Annotated in this window: 17 protein-coding genes and 1 riboswitch; of the genes, 8 read left to right on the top strand and 9 right to left on the bottom strand. The window is 71.0% G+C overall.

Features of this window, described 5'->3' with window-relative positions:
• Positions 1-8 precede the first annotated feature (8 nt).
• On the bottom strand, positions 9-1,631 hold the full coding sequence (locus OP79_RS39010) for a GMC oxidoreductase (protein WP_483855338.1): 1,623 nt from the start codon (positions 1,629-1,631) through the stop codon (positions 9-11).
• A gap of 59 nt (positions 1,632-1,690) precedes the next feature.
• Positions 1,691-2,833, bottom strand: a complete 1,143-nt coding sequence (locus tag OP79_RS39005) for a glycosyltransferase family 4 protein (protein WP_033327396.1) — start codon at positions 2,831-2,833, stop codon at positions 1,691-1,693.
• 133 nt (positions 2,834-2,966) lie between these two features.
• On the opposite strand from OP79_RS39005, the gene OP79_RS39000 reads away from it, so the two are divergent.
• Complete coding sequence (locus tag OP79_RS39000) at positions 2,967-4,199, top strand: glycosyltransferase family 87 protein (RefSeq protein WP_033327394.1); 1,233 nt, start codon at positions 2,967-2,969, stop codon at positions 4,197-4,199.
• Here the strand turns inward: OP79_RS39000 and OP79_RS38995 are convergent.
• From OP79_RS38995 to OP79_RS38970, 6 genes are all read right to left on the bottom strand, one after another.
• Positions 4,187-5,356 carry a lipoprotein gene (locus OP79_RS38995; RefSeq protein ID WP_033327393.1) on the bottom strand — a complete coding sequence of 390 codons (1,170 nt, stop codon included), beginning with the start codon at positions 5,354-5,356 and terminating at the stop codon, positions 4,187-4,189. The two genes, OP79_RS39000 and OP79_RS38995, sit on opposite strands and share 13 nt — an antisense overlap.
• A gap of 64 nt (positions 5,357-5,420) precedes the next feature.
• Positions 5,421-6,440, bottom strand: coding sequence for a C40 family peptidase (locus OP79_RS38990; RefSeq protein WP_033327392.1), 1,020 nt, complete (start codon positions 6,438-6,440; stop codon positions 5,421-5,423).
• A 215-nt stretch (positions 6,441-6,655) separates the two neighbouring features.
• On the bottom strand, positions 6,656-7,699 hold the full coding sequence (locus OP79_RS38985; protein ID WP_078492285.1) for an alpha/beta hydrolase family protein: 1,044 nt from the start codon (positions 7,697-7,699) through the stop codon (positions 6,656-6,658).
• Positions 7,700-7,729: 30 nt separating this feature from the next.
• A complete protein-coding gene (locus tag OP79_RS38980) occupies positions 7,730-8,761 on the bottom strand; it encodes a C40 family peptidase (RefSeq protein ID WP_033327436.1) in 1,032 nt (343 codons plus the stop codon).
• Positions 8,762-9,113: 352 nt separating this feature from the next.
• A complete protein-coding gene (locus OP79_RS38975) occupies positions 9,114-10,463 on the bottom strand; it encodes an NYN domain-containing protein (RefSeq protein WP_033327391.1) in 1,350 nt (449 codons plus the stop codon).
• Positions 10,464-10,497: 34 nt separating this feature from the next.
• Complete coding sequence (locus tag OP79_RS38970) at positions 10,498-10,737, bottom strand: hypothetical protein (protein ID WP_033327390.1); 240 nt, start codon at positions 10,735-10,737, stop codon at positions 10,498-10,500.
• A gap of 160 nt (positions 10,738-10,897) precedes the next feature.
• Here OP79_RS38970 and OP79_RS38965 point away from each other — a divergent pair, with 160 nt between their 5' ends.
• From OP79_RS38965 to OP79_RS38935, 7 genes are all read left to right on the top strand, one after another.
• Positions 10,898-11,629 carry a rhomboid family intramembrane serine protease gene (locus OP79_RS38965; protein WP_033327389.1) on the top strand — a complete coding sequence of 244 codons (732 nt, stop codon included), beginning with the start codon at positions 10,898-10,900 and terminating at the stop codon, positions 11,627-11,629.
• Positions 11,626-11,907 carry an Lrp/AsnC family transcriptional regulator gene (locus tag OP79_RS38960; protein ID WP_033327388.1) on the top strand — a complete coding sequence of 94 codons (282 nt, stop codon included), beginning with the start codon at positions 11,626-11,628 and terminating at the stop codon, positions 11,905-11,907. Before OP79_RS38965 ends, OP79_RS38960 begins: the two co-directional genes overlap by 4 nt.
• 81 nt (positions 11,908-11,988) lie before the next feature.
• Positions 11,989-12,336 carry a hypothetical protein gene (locus OP79_RS38955; RefSeq protein WP_033327387.1) on the top strand — a complete coding sequence of 116 codons (348 nt, stop codon included), beginning with the start codon at positions 11,989-11,991 and terminating at the stop codon, positions 12,334-12,336.
• Positions 12,290-13,765, top strand: a complete 1,476-nt coding sequence (locus OP79_RS38950; RefSeq protein WP_078492284.1) for a sensor histidine kinase — start codon at positions 12,290-12,292, stop codon at positions 13,763-13,765. Before OP79_RS38955 ends, OP79_RS38950 begins: the two co-directional genes overlap by 47 nt.
• 13 nt (positions 13,766-13,778) lie before the next feature.
• Positions 13,779-14,441, top strand: coding sequence for a response regulator transcription factor (locus tag OP79_RS38945; protein WP_033327386.1), 663 nt, complete (start codon positions 13,779-13,781; stop codon positions 14,439-14,441).
• An 83-nt stretch (positions 14,442-14,524) separates the two neighbouring features.
• Positions 14,525-15,946 carry an SLC13 family permease gene (locus tag OP79_RS38940; protein WP_425428670.1) on the top strand — a complete coding sequence of 474 codons (1,422 nt, stop codon included), beginning with the start codon at positions 14,525-14,527 and terminating at the stop codon, positions 15,944-15,946.
• A gap of 67 nt (positions 15,947-16,013) precedes the next feature.
• Positions 16,014-17,228 carry a glycerate kinase gene (locus OP79_RS38935; RefSeq protein ID WP_033327384.1) on the top strand — a complete coding sequence of 405 codons (1,215 nt, stop codon included), beginning with the start codon at positions 16,014-16,016 and terminating at the stop codon, positions 17,226-17,228.
• Here OP79_RS38935 and OP79_RS38930 read toward each other — a convergent pair.
• Positions 17,159-18,550, bottom strand: a complete 1,392-nt coding sequence (locus OP79_RS38930; RefSeq protein ID WP_033327383.1) for an aminotransferase class V-fold PLP-dependent enzyme — start codon at positions 18,548-18,550, stop codon at positions 17,159-17,161. The two genes, OP79_RS38935 and OP79_RS38930, sit on opposite strands and share 70 nt — an antisense overlap.
• Before the next feature lie 39 nt (positions 18,551-18,589).
• A riboswitch (SAM riboswitch) is annotated at positions 18,590-18,706 on the bottom strand.
• Between the last annotated feature and the right edge of the window lie 319 nt (positions 18,707-19,025).

Below are 19,025 nucleotides of genomic sequence, written 5' to 3'. Positions count from 1 at the left end.
ACGACGACTCATGGCGCGGTGTCCTCGGCGAGGACCCGCGCCATCGTGCGTTCGGCGAGCGCCGTGATCGTGACGAACGGGTTCACCCCGATCGAGCCGGGCACGAGCGAGCCGTCGGTGACGTACAGCTTCGAATATCCCTTCACCCTCCCGTAGTTGTCCGTCGCCTTGCCCAGCACGCAGCCGCCGAGCGGGTGGTACGTGAAGTCGTCGGCGAAGATCTTGTTGGACGAGCCGAACAGGTCGTACCGGTAGATCGTCGAGTTCGCGGAGTTGATCCGGTCGAACAGCTTCTTGGCCATGGAGACGGAGACCGCACTCTGGGCGGCCGTCCAGCCGAGCCTCACCCCGCCGGTGCCGCTGTCGTACGAGAACGACGCCCGCTGCGGGTTCTTGGTGATCGCCAGATAGAGGCTGACCCAGTGCTCGAGGCCCGTGGGCAGCGGGGCGATCTCGGCGAAGACGGGGTTGGCGGTGTTGGCCCAGTCGTCGATGCCCATGACGGGCATGGTGGACTGGTTGGCCCCGACGGTGTCCCACAGATGGTTGGCCCGCCCGAGCATCACGTTCCCGTTGGTCCCCCAGCCGCTGCCGACGCTCGCGTCCAGGGCGGGAAGCGTCCCTGTCTCCCGCGCGCGGACGAGGAGTTCGGTGGTGCCGAGGCTGCCGCCGCCGAGGAAGAGGTACGTGCAGCCGTACTGCTTGGTCTCGACGACCGTGCCGGTGGCGTCGATGCGGTCGGCGGTCAGGACGTACGTGCCGTCGCTCGCCCGGCTGATGGCCCTCACCTTCTCCATGGTGTGGATGGTGACGTTCCCGGTGCCGAGCGCCGATGCCAGATACGTCTTGTCCAGGCTGCGCTTGCCGTGGTTGTTGCCGTAGATCACCTCCTGGGCGAGCGCCGACTTCGTCGCCGTACCGGCCGCCTCGCGTTGCATGTGGCCGAAGTCGTAGACGCTCGGCACGAAGGTGGTCCGCAGGCCGGTGTTCTGGGCGTGTTTGCGGGACACACGCGTGAACTGGTACCACTCGGTCGACTCGAACCAGGCGGGGTCGACGGTGTTGACGCCGAGCACGGAGCGGGCGCGCGGGAAGTACGTGCCGTACATCTCGTTCACGTCCACGGTGGGGAACTGCTCGGCAAAGTACGACTGGAGCGGGGTGACCGCCATACCGCCGTTGACGAGCGAACCGCCCCCGACGCCCCGGCCGACGAACACGGACATGTCGGCGAAGCGCACGCGGTCCAGGACCCCGGGGTACCGGCTGATGTCCCTGTTGACGACGTCGAGCCACAGGAAGGTGGCGAGCGGCGCCTCGGTGCGCGTGCGGAACCACATGGACCGCTGGTCGGGGGCTGCCGTGGAGCAGAAGACCTTGCCGTCGGAGCCCGGCGTGTTCCACAGCCGGCCCATCTCGAGGACGATCGTGCGGATGCCTGCCTGACCGAGGCGGAGGGCGGCGACGGCACCGCCGTAGCCCGAGCCGATCACGATGGCGGGAGCGTTGTCGACGGCGGCCGGTTCGGCGGCCGACGCCGACTGCAGACCGATGCGGGTGAGACCGGACGCGGCGGCGGTCTGGAGGGCCGCCATGCCCAGGATTTGACGTCTCGTCAGCTGATGCTGCATCAGTTTTGCTGTCATGTGCGCAGCATGTGCGGATTTTCCCGTTCCGCCTAGGGCTCCCGCTACAGCAACTCCCGCAAGCGGTCCGCCAGCAAGTCCCAGCGCCACCTTTCCTCGACCCACTCCCGCCCCCGCTCCCCCATCCGGCGCCGAAGCTCCGCGTCGCCCAGGAGCGTGACGATGCGGTCCGCTGCCGCCTCCGGGGAGCCGCCTCGGACGACCCAGCCGGTCTCGCCGTCCAGCACGGCGTCCGGCGCGCCGCCGGAGTCGCCGGCGACGACCGGCAGGCCCGTCGCGGAGGCCTCCAGGTAGACGATGCCGAGGCCCTCCACGTCGAGCCCGCCCCGGCGGGTGCGGCAGGGCATGGCGAAGACGTCGCCCGCGCCGTAGTGGGCGGGGAGTTCGGACCAGGGGACGGCGCCGGTGAAGTGCACGGAGTCGGCGACCCCGGTCTCGTACGCGAGTTTGCGCAGTTCCTTCTCGTACGGTCCGCCGCCGACGATCAGCAGGACGGCATCCGGCTCCTTCGCGAGGATGCGCGGCATGGCGAGGATGAGCGTGTCCTGGCCCTTGCGCGGGACGAGCCGTGAGACACAGACGACCACCGGGCGGTCGGTGAGGCCGAGGCGGGCCCGTACGGCAGCTCCGCCCGAACCGGGGTGGAAGGTCTTCTCGTCGACGCCGGGCGGCAGTTGGACCATACGGCCCGCCGCCGCGGGCGTCAGCGCGGTGGCGATCCGTGAACGGGTGTACTCGCCGAGGTAGGTGATCGTGTCCGTGGACTCGCCGATACGGCGCAGGAGTTGGCGTGAGGCGGGCAGCTGGGCCCAGCCCGCCTCGTGGCCGTGTGTGGTGGCCACGAGGCGCTCTGCACCGGCCTTGCGGAGTGCGGGCGCCATCAGGCCGAGCGGAGCCGCCGCGCCGAACCACACCGACGTGCAGCCGTGCCCCCGCAGCAGCCCGACGGCCCGTCGCGTGGCGTCCGGTGTCGGCAGCAGCATCGTCGTGCGGTCGCGTACGACGGTGAAGGGCTGCTCGGCGTCGAAGGCGGCGGTCGCCTCGATGCCGTCGCGTCCGCGTTTCCACGTGGACGCGTAGACGACGAGCCGGTCGGGGTCCAGGCGTAGCGCCATGTTGTGCAGGAAGGCCTGGATGCCACCCGGTCTGGGCGGGAAGTCGTTGGTCACGATGAGGGTCTTGTGCATCGGGCCCGACAGTATCGAACCCGTCCCGGCCCGGCTCTCACGGCTCCGCCCGGCCTCGTTTCATTGGCCCGCTCACAGTCGGGCAGGCCATCATGGCCACACACGGAATCCGTATCGAGAGAACTGGGTGGCCATGGCGGGCGCAAGGGCGACAAGGGTTCCGTACGGGCTGCTCGCGGTCTGGTGCCTGACCAGGATTGTGCTGCTCCTCTTCGTCTTCAAGGTGGTCGTGTTCCCGGGTCCGGACGTCACGAGTGACGTCTCGGGGATCTACCAGGGCTGGTACCACACCCTGCGCGACGGCACCTTCCCGCTGAGCGACGTGGCCTGGCAGTATCCGCCCGCCGCCGCGCTCCCCATCCTCTCCCCCGCACTGCTGCCGTTCCTCGACTACGCCTCGGCGTTCTTCGTCCTCGCCTGCCTCGCCGACCTGTGCGTCCTCGCCCTGCTCGGGTACGCGGGCCGGCGCCCCGGCCGGAGTCCGCGCGGCGCCTGGGTGTGGACGGTGGGTGTCCCCCTGCTCGGCCCGACGGTGTACGCCCGCTATGACGTGATGGTGACGGCCGTCGCCGTGGCGGCGCTGCTCGCGGGCGTAGGGCGGCCACGGTTGCTGGGCGCGCTCGCGGCCTTCGGCGCGCTCCTGAAGGTGTGGCCGGCGCTGCTGCTCGTGGGCGCCACGAAACGGAGGCCCTGGGACGCCGCGGCGGTGACGGCCACGTCGCTCCTGTTGCTGTTCGTCGCGATGCCCGGCGCGTTCGCGTTCCTGACCTCCCAGCGCGACCGGGGCACCGAGGTCGAGTCCGTCGGCTCCCTCGTCTTCCACGTCGCCCGGCACTACGGCTGGGAGGGCGAGGTGAAGCTCAACTACGGCTCCGTGGAGTTCGTCGGCCCGTACGTCGGTGTCGTGAGCACCGCGGCTCTCATGCTGACCGTGCTCGCCTTCGGCTGGCTCCTGCTGTGGCGGCTGCGCGCCAGGCGGTTCGCGCCGCACACGCTCGCGGACGCCGCGTTCGTGGCCGTGCTCCTGTTCACGGTCACCAGCCGGGTGATCAGCCCGCAGTACCTGGTGTGGCTGATCGGCCTCGCCGCCGTCTGCCTGGTCTTCCGCGACAGCCGGATGCCCCTGCCGACCGTCCTGCTGCTCGCGGCGGCCTTCCTGACGGTCCTGGAGTTCCCCCTCTGGTTCGGCCATGTCGTGGCCAGCGACGCACTGGGCATCACCCTCCTCTTCGCCCGCAACGGCCTGCTGGTCGCAGCGACGGTCATCGCGGCGCTGCGCCTCTGGCGCGACACGGTCCCGTCCGCGCCGCCGGCTCCGGAACCCGCTCGGGCGCCCCGCACCGAGGAACTGATTCAGCCGAGTTGAGAGCGCAGATACGCCCGCCACCGCTCGGTGAACTTCTCCGGGGTCGTGTCCAGCACCTCCCGCATCGCGGCCTGAACCGCACCCTCGCGCCTCCCGTGCGCGCCCACGGCGCGGTAGAACTCGCCGAGGCGCACCTCGCCCCACCGTTCGGCGATCAGCCGGCAGGCCATCCAGCCGGCCTCGTACGCCTGCGCAAGGCCGCCCGTCTCCCCGCCGAACTCGAAGTCCTTGTCGGCCGGGAGCCCACCGGGCATCCGCCCCTCGCGGACCGCGTCCCGCAGTTCGGGGGCGGCCTGTGCGGGGGCGCGGCCGGTGCCGCGGTAGCCGACCCAGTCCGCGTAGCCCTCGGAGAGCCACAGGGGGGTCGCCGCCGTGGTCTGGGCGCGGGTCGCGACATGGGTGGTCTCGTGGGTGAGGACGACCTGCCGGCCGAAGTCTCCGAGGACGGCGTACGCGTCGGGGTTGACCACGATCCGGTCCGCGGGCGCCTGCGCCGCGCCGCCCGTCTCGCCGGTGGTGACCGCCGCTATCCCCCGGTATCCGGACGCGGGCGCCCCGAGCAGCTCCGCCATCTCCTCCAGCGACTTCGGTACGAGGACGACGACCCGTCCCGACCATTCCTCGCCCCACGCCTCCCGCACCGCGGGCACCGCGCGGTCGGCCAGTTCCGCGTACCCGCGCAGGGCCTCGGCCGTCTGCCCGACGCCGAGGACGAGGCTGCGCTCCCCGCGTACGACCTCGACGGCCCCCTGCTCCCACAGCTGCTCGCCGGCGTCCTCGGCCGGCCGGTCGGAGGCGACGTACCAGCGGCCGTCGGCGCGTCCCAGGCTCAGGGTGCGGGCGGTGACGAGGGGCGCCCTGTCGTACCCGGCTATGCGGTAGCGGAGGTCCGCGTCGGCCGTGGCGCGGTCGCCGGAGCGGTGGAAGCCGGTCACGCGGTAGGACCAGGACGCCAGCGGCAGGGCCCGTAGCCGCTCGAACTCGGTGCGGGCGGCGGCCCGTTCACCGCTGGGCGCCTGTGTCGCGACGTACGCGCTCTCGCTGTCGTCGAGCACCGCCCGCGCCCGCCGGTCGAGCAGCCGCTGGACGTCTGCGGCCGCGGCGTCGGAGCCCGCGGAGCCGCAGCCCACCAGGCCGGCCAGCAACAGCCCGACCATCCACCACGGCGCACGCCTATGACCAGCCACGAGTCCCGATCGTACGGGGCCCGTGTCTGGGGGGTCAGGGGCGCGTCACGGACGAGATCGGCATCATGCCGACGGGGTCGTAGCGCACGGGAGCGCCCGGGTGGGGCGCGTGGATCACCTGTCCGTCGCCCATGTACATCCCGATATGGCTGGCGTCGTCGCGGTAGGTGACCAGGTCGCCGGGCTGCGCCTGCGAGAGCGGCACCTGGCGTCCGGCGTACGCCTGGGCCTGCGAGGTGCGCGGCAGGCCGACGCCGGCCTGCGCGTACGACCACTGCATGAGGCCCGAACAGTCGAAGCCGGTGGGCCCGTTGCCGCCCCAGACGTACGGGCGGCCGACGGCCGAGCGGGCCGCGGCGACGGCGGCTGCCGCGCGCGCGGAGGACGGGACGGCGCCGCCGAGGTCGAGGACGCGGCCGGAGCGGGAGGTCCGGTCGTAGGTGGCGCGCGCGTCGTCCGGCAGCGCGCCGAGGAGCTGCTGTGCCCTGGCGAGATTGCGCTCGACGGTGTGTTTGTGGCGGGCCACGGCCGCGCGGCTCTGCTCCAGCTCGGCGAGGTGGCGGGTGGCTTCCTCGCGTTCCTGGGAGAGATCCCGCGTGGCGCTCCTCAGGGCCCGGAGTGCTCCGGCCTGGCGGGCGCTGATCCGGTCGAGTACGGCCGCCTTGTCGAGGTAGTCGTCGGGGTCGTCGGAGAACATCAGCGCCAGGGCGGGGCCGAGGCCGCCCGAGCGGTACTCGGCCCCGGCGAGCAGGCCGAGCGCGTCCCGCATGGTGTTGATGCGGTCCTGCTGCCGGGCGATCCGGTCCTGGGCGTTGGTCACCTTCTCGCGCAGGGTGTCCGCGCGCTCGTCGGCCTTGTTGTGCGCATCGGTGGCCCGCTCGGCCTCCGCGTACAGCCGGTCCACCTCGGCGCGGGCGTCCTCCTGCGGTGCGGCCGGTTCGGCGCCGGCCGGAATGACGCCGAGGGCCGCTGCCGCGGCGGACAGTACGCAAAGGGTGGCGCTGCGGGCGCCCCGGTCGAGACCGGATGGTGCGGGACGGCGATGTGACCCCATGGGAAGCCGCTCTCCCTTCCGCTTACGGACCCCCTGAGTTGGGGGAAGCGCGCCAGACAGTAGCCGCGCGATCACGCAGCGAACAAAGCACCCGGCGTGCACAGAACGTGACGTCCCGCCTCAGAAGCAGGTCATCAGCGGGGCGTACGGTCCGTGGGAGGCGGAGGAATTCCCCCGTTCGGACGGGCCGGTCACTCAGCGAAAGCGCCGCTCGCTCAGCGAAGGTGCCGCTCGAAGAACGCCATCGTCCGGTCCATCGAGTCCGGCCACCGGGGCGCGAACGTGTGCCCTTCACCGGCGTACTTCACGAACTCGACGCTCTTGCCCGCCGCCTCGAAGTCGGCGACCGTCCGCTCCGACCAGGCGATCGGGCAGGTGTCGTCGGCGGTGCCGTGGAGCAGCAGCAGCGGCTCGGTGACCCGGTCGACGTGGGTGAGCGGCGAGATCTGCTCCCAGAACTCCGGGTTCTCCTTGGGGGTGCCGTGCTTCGCCTCGATCTCGGCGACGACCGGATCGCCGTTACGGCGCTGGAAGTGGTCGAGGTTCTCGGCCGGACGTGAGCTCACGGGCGCGAAGACCACCGCGGCGTCGAAGAGGCCGGGTGCCACCACCAGCGTGTTGTAGACGACGCCGCCGCCCATCGACCGGCCGAGCAGGCCGATCCGCTCGCCGTCGATCTCCGGGCGGCCGGAGGAGCGCAGTGCCATGGCGGCACCGATGACGTCCTCGGTGTAGCCGAGGCGGAGGTTGACGTCGTTGTCAGGGTCCTTGTCGGAGCCCGCGTGGTTGCGGTAGTCGGTGTGCAGGACCACGTAGCCGTTACGGGCCAGCAGGTCCTGCTCGCGCGCCAGCCCGCGGCCGGTGGTGTAGATGGCCGGGTCGATGTAGCCGTGGGCCAGCACCAGTGCCGGGAACGGTCCCTTGCCCCGGGGGATGTTCATCAGGCCCGAGATGGTGAGCCCGTTCGCCTCGTACGTGACCGTGTAGCTGGTGTAGGCGTCGGTCCGTGCGCGTACGTCGCCGAGCCGCAGGTCGGAACCGGTGTGCTTGCGCTCGATCAGGCCCGGGATCGACACGGGGTTGGCCGGCGAAGCGCTCGGACTGGGCGTCGCGCTGGGGGACTTGCTCGCCGCGCGGGTGGACGCCGGTGGATTCGTACGCCCGGCATCGTCGCCGTCATCGCTTCCGGTGCAGCCGATCGCCGCCACCAGGACCAGTACCAGCCCGGCGGCGGCACGGGCCGTGCCCAGTATCCGCATGCGGCCCAGTATCGCCCGAGCGCGAGGGGATCAGACGCGTACGCCGAACTGGAAGGTGCCGATGGTGCTCATCGACTCGAAGCGGACGACGGCGCCCGGCTTCGGGGCGTGAATGATCGTGCCGTTGCCCGCGTACAGGCCGACGTGCCCGAGGTTGTTGAAGAAGACCAGGTCGCCGGGCGCGAGCTCGCCGCGACCGATCTTCGTGCCGTCGTTCTCCTGCGTGTACGTGGTCCGGGTGATCGACACCCCCGCCTGGGCGTAGGCCCACTGGGTAAGCCCGGAGCAGTCGTAGGAGTTGGGGCCGCTGCCGCCGGAGACGTACGGTTTGCCGAGCTGGGTCTCGGCGGCGGCGAGGGCGGCGGCACCGCGGCCGGAGGCCGGCTTCTCGTTGCCGAGGTCGACGCGGTCCCCGGCGGAACGGCTGGCGCGCTGCTCCTCGGTGGCGAGCGCCGCCTTCTCCGCGGCGGTCAGGGTGTTGAGGAGCTTCTGCGCGTCGGCGAGCTTGCTCTGGACTTCCTTCTTCTTCTTGGCCAGGGTCTCGCGGGTGTCGGCGAGGTCCTTGAGCTTCTTGGCGGCTTCCTGGCGCTGCTGGGCGAGCGTGCGCTGCTTTTCCTGGACCTTCTTGAGCGTCTCGACCTGCTGAGAGCTCAGCTGGTCCATCGCGGACGCCTTGTCGAGGTAGTCGTCCGGGTCCGAGGAGAGGAACAGCTGCACGGAGGGGTCGATGCCGCCCGTGCGGTACTGGGAGCTGGCCATCAGGCCGAGGCCGTCGCGGAGTTCGTTGAGATCGCCCTGGCCGCGTGCGACCTGGTCCTGGAGGGTGTCGATCTCCTTCTCCAGCTTGTCCTGCTTCTCCTTGGCGCCGTTGTACTTGTCGGTGGCCAGCTCCGACTCGTGGTAGAGCTTGTCGACCTTGGACTTGACCTCGTCCTTGCTGGGCTTTTCGCCGGGCGCGGCGTTGGCCGCCTGTGAGGTGAGGGCCACGGCAGCAGCGGCGGCGGTGGTGAGCACGGTCACGCGGGTGCGGCTCGGCTGCTTAGGTCGACGGTGGGACGCCACGTGGGCGAGCTCCTTCATTACCTCAGCCGCCACCGAGAACACCGGTTGGCGGTGCCCCTCCACCGTCACTCCCAATGAGTGATCGCCCGAGTGGAGGTTCGAGGCCAGACCTTAGTGATCCTCCTGTGATCAGATCAAATCCTTGCAGGAAAATTCTCGGTTACCGAGCGTTTTCTTTACTCCGAACTCACATGCGGTAATACGCGCTTGACACTACGTTGCGTGAAGACCATGCCAATTAGGGCAAGCAGCACAGAAGTTGCGGTTGGGACCTATGACCCTCATGGGGCGTATGACGCATAAGCTCCGCCCTGCTGGAGACGGCCGGGTCACCTGCCCCGAACAGCCCGGCTCAACCCCGCGAAAATCGCTTGAGCAGCACCGCGGAAGCCACCGGCCGCGCGCCCGCCTTGGCCACTCCGTCGGCCACCTCACGGTCGGTCGAGGCGACGATGACGGGCCGCCCGGGCGGCTCGGCGCGCACCAGCTGACGGATCAACTCATCAGCGGTGACGCCCGCTTTGGAGAACAGCACCCGCACGCCGCGCGGCGGCGCGAGCAGTACCGGGGCGGCCAGTTCGGCTCCGTCGAAGACGCAGGTGACCTCGGCGCCGGTCTGTGCGGCGAGCTGCGAGAGCTGGCCGAGGAGGCGCAACCTCTGCTTCTCCAGCGGCATTTGGGGATAGCCGGTCTTGGTGACGTTGTAGCCGTCGACGACCAGATGCGCCTGCGGCAGCGCGAGCAGCTGGTCCAGGATCGCGGGATCGTTCTCGGACAGCGCGCGGGCGGCGATGTCCTTCGGGGTCATACGTCCCGGTTCGACCGCGTCCACGGTCTCCGCAGGCCGCACCGACACGGGCGGCAGGGCCAGCTCGCGCCGCAGCCCCTGTGCCGCGTCGAGCACGGTGTCGAGCAGCAGCCGTACGCGCATGTCCTCGACGCTGCGGCCCTCCCGCGCCGCTCTGCGGGCGGTCTCCAGGGCGGCCTCGGCCTCCCCGAGCCGTGCCTTCAGCCGCCGGCTCTCGCTCTCGGCGGCCGACACCTGGGCCTGCCCCTCGGCCCGTACGGACTCGATCTCGCCCCGCACCTTCCGCAGGGCGGCCTCGCCGCGTTTGACGTCACTGAGGGCCGAACGCAGCTTGCGATGCAGCGAATCGGCCTCTCTCTTCGCCGACTCCAGCTCCGTACGCAGCCGTTCGGTCTCGGCCCGGGTCTGGTCGCGGGCCTCGGCGAGCTCCTCGCGCAGCCGCTCCAGCTCGGCGCGGTTCTCCTCGTCGGCGCGCTCGGCGTCCGCCCGCTGGGCCTCCTCGCCCGCGGCGGTCACCAGCTTCACCCAGCCCGTGGGCCGGAGCACATAGGCCGCGGCCGCCACGTCGAGCGGGTCCGCGGCCGGGGGCGGCGAGCCCGAGTCGAGGGCACCGCAGAGCTCCGGCTGGGTCTCTCTGAACCGCTCACCGATCCGCTGCCGGAAGAGCGGATCGGTCTCCAGCGCCGCGGCCATGGCGTTCCCCGCGAACTTGGCGCGGCGGGTCGGGGTGAAGCGGGCGTACTGCCGCAGCTGGGTGGGCAGTTCGGCGACCGTCAGTCCACCGAAGCCGTCCGAGACGATCTGTACGACTCTGCGGCGCACTCCGTCGGGCATCGGACGGTCGAGCACCTCAGCGGCGCCGTCGGCCGGCTCCCCGCCTGTGGTCTCCACCATCGGTCACCCCAATATCTCGACGGGGCCCGCTCCCTCAGGAGCCGGCGCCCGGCCTGTCCACCAGTTCCACCTGATCCACCGCGTTGCACCAGCGGCAGCGCACCGACTCGATGGTCTCACTGACCACCTCCCGCTCCTCGACCTTCGGCTCACCGGCCAGATCGAGGTGCACGTACTCGACGACCTTCGACGAACGGGTCACGTCGAAGCGTGTGAGATTGCCGCAGAGCGTGCAGCGCCACCGGGTCTCGGCAGTCGGCAGGGGAACCGTCATCGTCGCAGTCGCTCGCTTTCCTCAAGTTCTCGTTCCGCGCCGGGCATACGCCGGAGCGTGTTGGCTCGTAACCCTACGGCCTGGCGTGTAGTCGACGCCCGTCACCAGGGAACGGCGAGGCACTCTGTGCCATCTGGTCCGGTTACGTCATGATCTGTCCATGATCGGCAACTGGGGTACGACCGTCATCCGTGCGGCCCGGAGTCAGTCCGCACCGGTGACCCACTCACTGATCACCCTGTGCTGTCTGATCTTCCTGGTCGGCCCGGCCTCGGGGCTCAACCCCGCGTACGGCACCGGTGACGAGCTCCTTTCCGCGCAGCGGGCCTATTTCGAGCGCTGGGGTGTCGTGCCCGTCGAGCTGTTCAGCGGGGCACCGCGCGCCGCCCTCACCCCGGCCACGGCGCTCTTCGTGCACGGCAGCTGGCTGCATCTCCTCGGCAACATGCTCTTCCTCCATGTCTTCGGTGGGATGGCCGAGGAACGGATGGGTCACATCCAGTACGCCCTCTTCTACGTGGGCTGCGGTTGCCTGGCCCTGCTGGGCTACGCGGCCGCCCACGCCGACTCCGGACACACCCTGGTCGGCGCCTCCGGTGCGATCTCCGCGGTCCTCGGCGCGTTCCTTTACCTGTTCCCCAAAGCCCGGGTGACCAGTCTCTTCCCGTTCCTGTTCTTCCTGCCGCTGCGGTTCCCGGCCTGGGTGGTCCTGCCGTTCTGGGCGTCCCTCCAGTGGCTGGCGGCGACCCGCGAGACGCGGGGCCCGGGGGTCGCGTATCTGGCCCACTTGCTGGGGTTCTCGTTCGGCTTCGGCTACGCGTGGGTGCGCTATCGCTGGACGGCTACAGTGAAATCCCCAGCGAAGGCCACCGAGGGAGAAAACCAGCCGTGATCACCGCGATCGTGCTCATCAAGACCAGCGTGGACCGGATTCCTGAGATCGCCGAGTCGATCGCGGCGCTGGACTCCGTCAGCGAGGTCTTCTCCGTGACCGGCACCTACGACCTGATCGCCATGGTCCGGGTAAAGGCTCATGACGATCTGGCGGACATCATCCCCGGGCAGATCAGCAAGATTCCGGGGGTCGAGGCCACGGACACGCATGTGGCGTTCCGTACGTACTCGCAGCATGATCTTGAGGCCGCGTTCGCCCTCGGGCTCGACAGCTGACGGTCGTCATGGCCGCCGGATGAAGAGTTCCTCATCTTGGGCTCATCCTCCGTGCCGGGTTCCGGCCGGAGGATCTGGGCCATGAGCTTCTCTCATCGCATCGCAGCCCTCACGGCCGTCGTGGCCATTCCGCTGGGGATCGCCGCGACCAGTTACGCCCTGACCGACAGCCCGGAGTCTCCCAAGGTCCCCGCCAAGGTCGAGCTCGACAAGGGTGGGACACCTTCGGAGACCCCCTCGAAGAAACCCACCCCCAGTGACGAGGTCGTCTCCCGGCCTCCGGTGACCGACGACGACAACAACGACGACGGCGGAGCGGGAGCCGGGACGGACGACGCGACAGGTGGCAAGACGAGCGGCGGCGGAACAGGTGGCGGGTCGGATGACGACGGGCCCGGCGACGACGACGGTCCCGGCGACGACGGCTGAGCCCGTTCCCGTACGCCGGTGGATCACGGCCCGGGTCCGCATCCTGCTCTGGCTGCTGCTCGTGACGGCGGTCGCCTTCGCGGCGGTGGCCATGACCACGCGCTCGATCCTTCTGCGCGACGTCGACAACCGGGTCAGCCGGCTGCTCGCGCAGGAGACCGGTGAGTTCGCCAACTTCGAGACCCGGGGCAAGGACCCGGAGACCGGTCGTCCCTTCACCGACCCCGAGCGGCTGCTGGTGGTCTTCCTCGAGCGGCAGTACGCCGATCCCGACGAGGAGCTGATCGGCCTGATCGGACGGCCGGACCAGGGCCCCGCACAGCGCACCCAGCAACGCGAGATCGACGTCCCCCGGCCGCTGCACAACGACCGGGAAGCCCGTCGCCGCATCTTCGAGTCCCCCGACTCCACCGGTACGCTGCACCGCGCCTCCGGAGAGATCCGCTGGGCCAAGGTCGCCATCGCCCGGTCCGGCGGCGAGCCCGAGGCCGCCTTCGTCGTCGCCTTCCACCCCGGGCGCGAGCAGGCCCGCGCGAACGAGGTGTTCCGTATCCTGCTGGCCATCTCCGGGGTCGCGCTGGTGATGACGACGGGCATCGGCTGGGTGGTGGCCGGGCGGATCCTCAATCCCGTACGCCTGGTCCGTACCGCCGCCGCACAGCTCACCGAGCAGGACCTCACCCGCCGTATCCCGGTCCAGGGCCGGGACGACGTTGCCGCACTCGCCGAGACGTTCAACGCGATGCTGGACCGCCTGGAGCGGGCCTTCGCCGCGCAGCGGGAGTTCGTCGACGACGCGGGCCACGAGCTGCGCACCCCGATCACGATCGTGCGCGGTCACCTGGAACTGATGGGCGACGATCCGGCCGAGCGCGAGGAGACCGTACGTCTGGTCACCGACGAGCTGGACCGGATGAGCCGGATCGTCGAGGACCTGCTGCTGCTCGCCAAGGCCGAGCGCCCCGACTTCGTCACGCCCGAGCCCGTACAGCTCGGCGAGCTCACCGCCGATGTCTTCGTCAAGGCCCGCACGCTCGGTGAGCGCCGCTGGGAACTGGCCGAAGTCGCCGACGGGGAGGTCCGCCTCGACCCGCAGCGCATCACCCAGGCGATGGTGCAGCTCGCGCAGAACGCCGTACAGCACACGACCCCCGGCCAGGCCATCCGCATCGGCTCGCGCCTCACCGGCTCCCGCATCGAGCTGTACGTCGCCGACTCGGGGCCCGGCGTTCAGCCGCAGGACGCCGAGCTGATCTTCGAACGGTTCCGCCGGGGCACCGCACGGCGCGGCGCCCGCGGCTCCGGCGCGGGCCTTGGCCTGTCGATCGTCCGGGCCATCGCGGAGGGGCATCGCGGGCAGGTGGAGCTGCGGGACACCGAGGGCGGCGGGGCCACCTTCGTACTCGTACTGGAAGAGGAACGCACATGACGGGTTGTCGCGCATGAACCGGATCCTGATCGTCGAGGACGAGGAGCGCATCGCCTCCTTCGTCGAGAAAGGGCTGCGTGCGGGCGGTTTCACCACGACTGTCGTCGGCGACGGCGACGCGGCCTACGAGTACGCGCTGACCGGTGGCTTCGACCTCGTGATCCTCGACATCGGGCTGCCGGGCCGGGACGGCTTCACGGTGCTGCGGGAACTGCGTGAGGCCCGGGTGACGGTCCCGGTGATCGTGCTGACCGCCCGGGACTCCGTACGCGACACGGTGGCCGGTCTGGAGGGCGGTGCCGACGACTGGATGACCAAGCCGTTCCGCTTCGAGGAACTCCTCGCCCGGGTGCGGCTGCGGCTGCGTACGGCGGTCGGGGCGCCCGAGGTGACCATGCTGCGCGGCGGGGACCTGACCCTGGACCTGCGCACCCGCCGGGCCCGCGCGGGAGAGCGGACGGTCGATCTGACGGCGCGTGAGTTCGTACTCCTGGAGCTGTTCCTGCGCCACCCCGGACAGGTCCTTTCGCGCGAGCAGATCCTGTCCCACGTATGGGGCTACGACTTCGATCCGGGGTCCAACATCGTTGACGTGTACGTCCGTTCGCTGCGCAAGAAGCTGGGGGCGCAGAGCGTGGAGACGGTGCGCGGGATGGGGTACCGGCTGCCCGGATGACGCCGGGCCCGGCCGCATGAAGTTCCCTTCATCCAAGGCTCATTGAGGGCTCACCGCGCGCATGAACTCTGGATGTCGTGAGCCTGACTTCCCCACAAATACGCCAAGCCGCCGCCCTCTGCGTGGCCCTCAGCATCTGCGCCCTGCTGGTCGTGCCCGGTAACTTCCCCGGGCTCAGCGGTGACGCGAGACTGACGCTCGCCGTCTTCGCGCTTGCGACCTGCGCCTGGATCGGTACGCCCATCGACGACACGTACATCGCCCTGGGTGCCGGACTCGCCCTCACGGTGACCGGGGTGATCAGCAGCGAGACGCTCTTCGGCACTCTCGGCGACTCGACCGTGTGGCTGCTGATCTGCGCCTTCGTGCTCGCGGCGGCGGTGGCCCGGACGGGACTCGCCGGACGGGCGGCCGCGTTCCTGGTCAGCGGCGCGCGCAGCGTCCGTCAGCTGGCCCATCTGACCACGGCGGCGCTGGTCGTGACGGCCTTCGCGGTGCCCGCGACCTCCGGCCGGGCGGCGCTCGCGCTGCCGGTGTTCCTCGCGCTCGCCAAGGTGCTGGCCGACCGGAAGCGACTGGTCGTGATGCTGGCGCTGCTGTTTCCGACCGTGATCCTTCTGTCCGCGGTGGCGACCCTGATCGGTGCGGGAGCGCATCTGATCACGGTGTCGGTGCTGTGGGAGGCGACCGGCAACCGGGTCGGCTTCACACAATGGCTGCTGATCGGCCTGCCATTGGCGGTGGCCTCCTCCCATCTGGCCGCCGAGGTCGTGCTGTTGACGACCACACGGCGCGCGGACCGCCGAGGTCCCGTACGGATCACGGCCGATGACATCCAGCGGCACAGCGAGAACCCGGTCACCGGTCCGTGGTCGTCCGCCGAGTCCCGCTGTCTGATGCTGCTCGCCACCGTGGTGGCCCTGTGGTGCAGCGAACCGCTCCACCAGGTGCCCCCCGCGATCGTCGCCCTGATCGGCGCGATCGTCGCGTCCTCCCCCGCGCTCGGCACCGTACATCTCAAGGACGCCCTCAAGACCGTCCCCTGGTCGCTGCTCCTCTTCATGGCCGCGACGATGGCGATGGGCGTCGCGCTCGCGAATTCCGGGGCGGCGAAGTGGCTGGTCGCCGGCCTGCCGGTCGATGTGGAGCCGTGGCTCTTCCTCGCGCTCGTCATCGCGGTCAGCACGGCGGCGCATCTCGTGCTCCAGTCCCGTTCGGCCCGCTCGTCCGTCCTCGTCCCGCTGGTCATCGCGGCGGCCGTGGGCGCCGGCGTCAACCCGGTGGCCGCCGCGCTGGCGTCCACCGCAGCGGCCGGCTTCTGCCACACGCTCCCGGCCTCCGCGAAACCGGTCACGCTCTTCGCCGAGATCCCCGGCACGCCGACCTACACCTCGCACGACCTGCTGCGCCTGTCCGCCGTACTGGCCCCGCTGACCGCCGCACTCGTCCTGCTCTTCGCGCTCGCGGTATGGCCGCTGCTGGGCGTGCCGGTCCTCAAGCCCTGACGCCCGCGGTCCCGAAGCCCTCACCCCCAACCCCCTCAACCCTCTGAAGTCCACAAGGAGTTCCACCATGCTGACCCGTTTCGCCGTGGCCCCCAGCGGCTTCAAGGAGTCCCTGTCCGCCCGGGCCGCCGCCGACGCCATCGCGGCCGGCGTACGCCGTGTCGTCCCCGACGCCGAGATCGACCTCATCCCCCTGGTCGACGGCGGCGAGGGCACGGCCGCCGCACTGGCCGCCTCGACCGGAGGCAGGCTGGTCGCCCTGCCCGCCACGGGTCCGGTGGGGGAACTCGTCGGCACCCACTTCGCGCTCCTCGGTTCGCGGGACACGGCGGTGGTGGAGATGGCGGCGGTCGCGGGCCTCTCCCTCGTCCCGCACAGCCTGCGCGACCCGGGCGCCACGACCACGTACGGCGTCGGCGAACTGATCCGCGCCGCCCTCGACACGGGCGTACGGCGGATCCTGGTGGGCTGCGGCGATTCGGGTACGTCGGACGGGGGCGCCGGTGCGCTCCAGGCACTCGGCGCCCGGCTGCTCGACGCGGACGGCTTCGAACTCCCGCACGGCGGACGGGAGTTGATCCGCCTGCACCGAATCGACCCGACCGGCCTCGACGCCCGTCTGGCGGAGACGGAACTGCTGGTCGCCTGCAACCCGTACAACGTGCTGTGCGGCGAGCGCGGCGTGGCGCGGGTCTTCGGCCCGCAGAAGGGCGCGACGCCCGCGCAGGTCGAGGAGCTGTCGGCGGGCCTGGAGAACTGGGCGTACGTCCTCAAGCGGGACCTCTCGGTCACTTCCGACCTGTGCGGCGGCCCCGGAACCGGCGCCTCCGGAGGCCTGGGCGCGGGCCTGGCCGCCCTGGGCGCCCGACTCCTCCCCCGCTTCGACGTCCTCCTGGACCACCTCGACCTGGACGCCCGCCTCGCCCGCGCCGACCTGGTCCTCACCGCCGAGGGCGCCCTGGACCTGCAGACGCCGCGCGGCAAGATCCCGGCGGAGGTGGCCCGCCGCGCCAAGCTGCACGGGCGTCCGGTCCTCGCCCTCGCGGGCACGCTCGGCGAGGGCGCGCACACGGTGCCGGGTGTGGACGCCTTCACCGGCATCCTCCCCGCCCCGATGGCCCTCGCCGAAGCACTGGTCCGCGGCAGCGAACTCCTCACGGACGCGACCGAGCGGGCCCTGCGGATGATCCTGCTGGGCGCCCGGCTACCGGTTCACGCGGAGGTTGCGGCAGACGTGCCGGTGGAGGTGTCCGGGACACAACGGCCGTCCTCCGTACGGTAGTTCCACCGTGCGCCGTCCCTCACCAGCTCCTTGACCGCGCCCACGAACCGCTCCACGTGCTCGTCCGGCGTCCCCGCCCCGAAGCTCACCCGGATCGCGTTGAGCGACTTCTCACCGGGCGCGGCCTCGGGTGCGCCGCACTCGCCCTGGGTCTGCGGGTCACTGCCGAGAAGGGTACGAAGGAGAGGGTGGGCGCAGAACAGCCCATCCCGTACCCCGATGCCGTACTCGGCGGAGAGCGCGGCGGCGAAGTGCGAGCTGTTCCACCCCTCGACGACGAAGGAGATGACGCCGACGCGCGGGGCGTCGTCCCCGAAGAGGGAGAGGACCCGGACCTCGGGCACCTCGGCGAGACCTGCCCGTACGGTGTCGATCAGATGCTGCTCACGGGCGACGAGCGTGTCGAAGCCGGCCTCGGTGAGGGCCTTGCAGGCGGAGGCGATGGAGTAGGCGCCGATGACGTTGGGCGACCCGGCCTCATGGCGGGCGGCACTGTCATGCCACTCCACATCGACGCCGCCGTCCGTACGCCGAGAGACCTTCCGGCTCGCACCGCCGCCCGCGAGGTACGGGTCGGCCGTACGCAGCCAGTCGGAGCGCCCGGCCAGCACACCCGCCCCGAAGGGCGCGTACAGCTTGTGCCCCGAGAACGCGACCCAGTCGACGTCCAACTCCCGTACGGAGACGGGGTGATGGGGCGCCAGCTGTGCGGCGTCGAGCACGATCCGCGCACCGTGTGCGTGCGCGGCAGCGGCCAGTTCGCGTACGGGCCACAGCTCGCCGGTGACGTTCGAGGCACCGGTGACGCAGACGAGAGCCGGCCCCTCGGGGTCGCGTTCGGCGAGAGCGCGCTCGAGGATGGCGACGGCCTGGGCGGGCGTGCGCGGCGCGTCGAGGTACGTGACGCGGGCCTCCCGCCAGGGCAGCAGCGAGGCGTGGTGCTCGGTCTCGAAGACGTAGACCTGGCAGTCGGCGGGGAGGGCGGCGGCGAGCAGGTTCAGCGAGTCGGTGGTGGACCGGGTGAAAACGACCTGGTCACCGTCCCGGCAGTCGAGAAACTCGGCGACGGTCTTCCGGGCGTTCTCGAACAGGTCGGTGGACAGCTGGGACAGGTACCCGGCCCCACGGTGCACGCTCCCGTAGTACGGCGCGTACGCGGCCACGTCGTCCCAGACGCGCTGGAGGGCCGGGGCACTGGCGGCGTAGTCGAGTGCGGCGTACGTGACCTCGCCGCCGGTGACGAGCGGGACGGTGACGTCACGTCCCAGAACGGGCAACGGCTCGGCGACGGACTGCTCGGCGACAGCGGTGGAGACAGACATGACACTCCCTCAAGACCAGGACCCCTGGTCTGTGCGAGGGGTCCGCGCTTGTCGCAGGCCTTGCTGCCTACGACCTGGTCTTCACCCGGGGCACCCCGCCACGGACGGAGGGTTGCCGGACAGCCGGCCGGGGCCTTTTGGCTGTCACTCATGACCTGCCATCGAACATACGCAGTCTGATCGTCCGCCCGCAACTCCCGTCCGGATCCCGGACCGCCGGGGTCGGGACAAGGGGTTTCTTCGCCCCCGCCGCCCCTACCCGTCCCATCCCAGGGGCTGCGCCCCTGGCCCCCGCCAGGGGGTGGTGGGTGACACTGCGTGTCGCGGCTGCGGGTGCGTCGTGGCTGGTCGCGCCCGCGCGGCGGAGCCGCACATTGATACAGCCCCGCGCCCCTGAAAAGCCTGCGCCTGCCCGTGCCCCGAGAAAGCCCGCTCGCCGCACAAGCCCGCCCCCGGGGGAAGCCCGCGCCCCCAA

Source organism: Streptomyces yerevanensis (assembly GCF_000716805.1).
GTDB classification, from domain to species: Bacteria; Actinomycetota; Actinomycetes; order Streptomycetales; family Streptomycetaceae; genus Streptomyces; species Streptomyces flaveus.
This window is presented reverse-complemented; position numbering and strand designations above follow the sequence as displayed.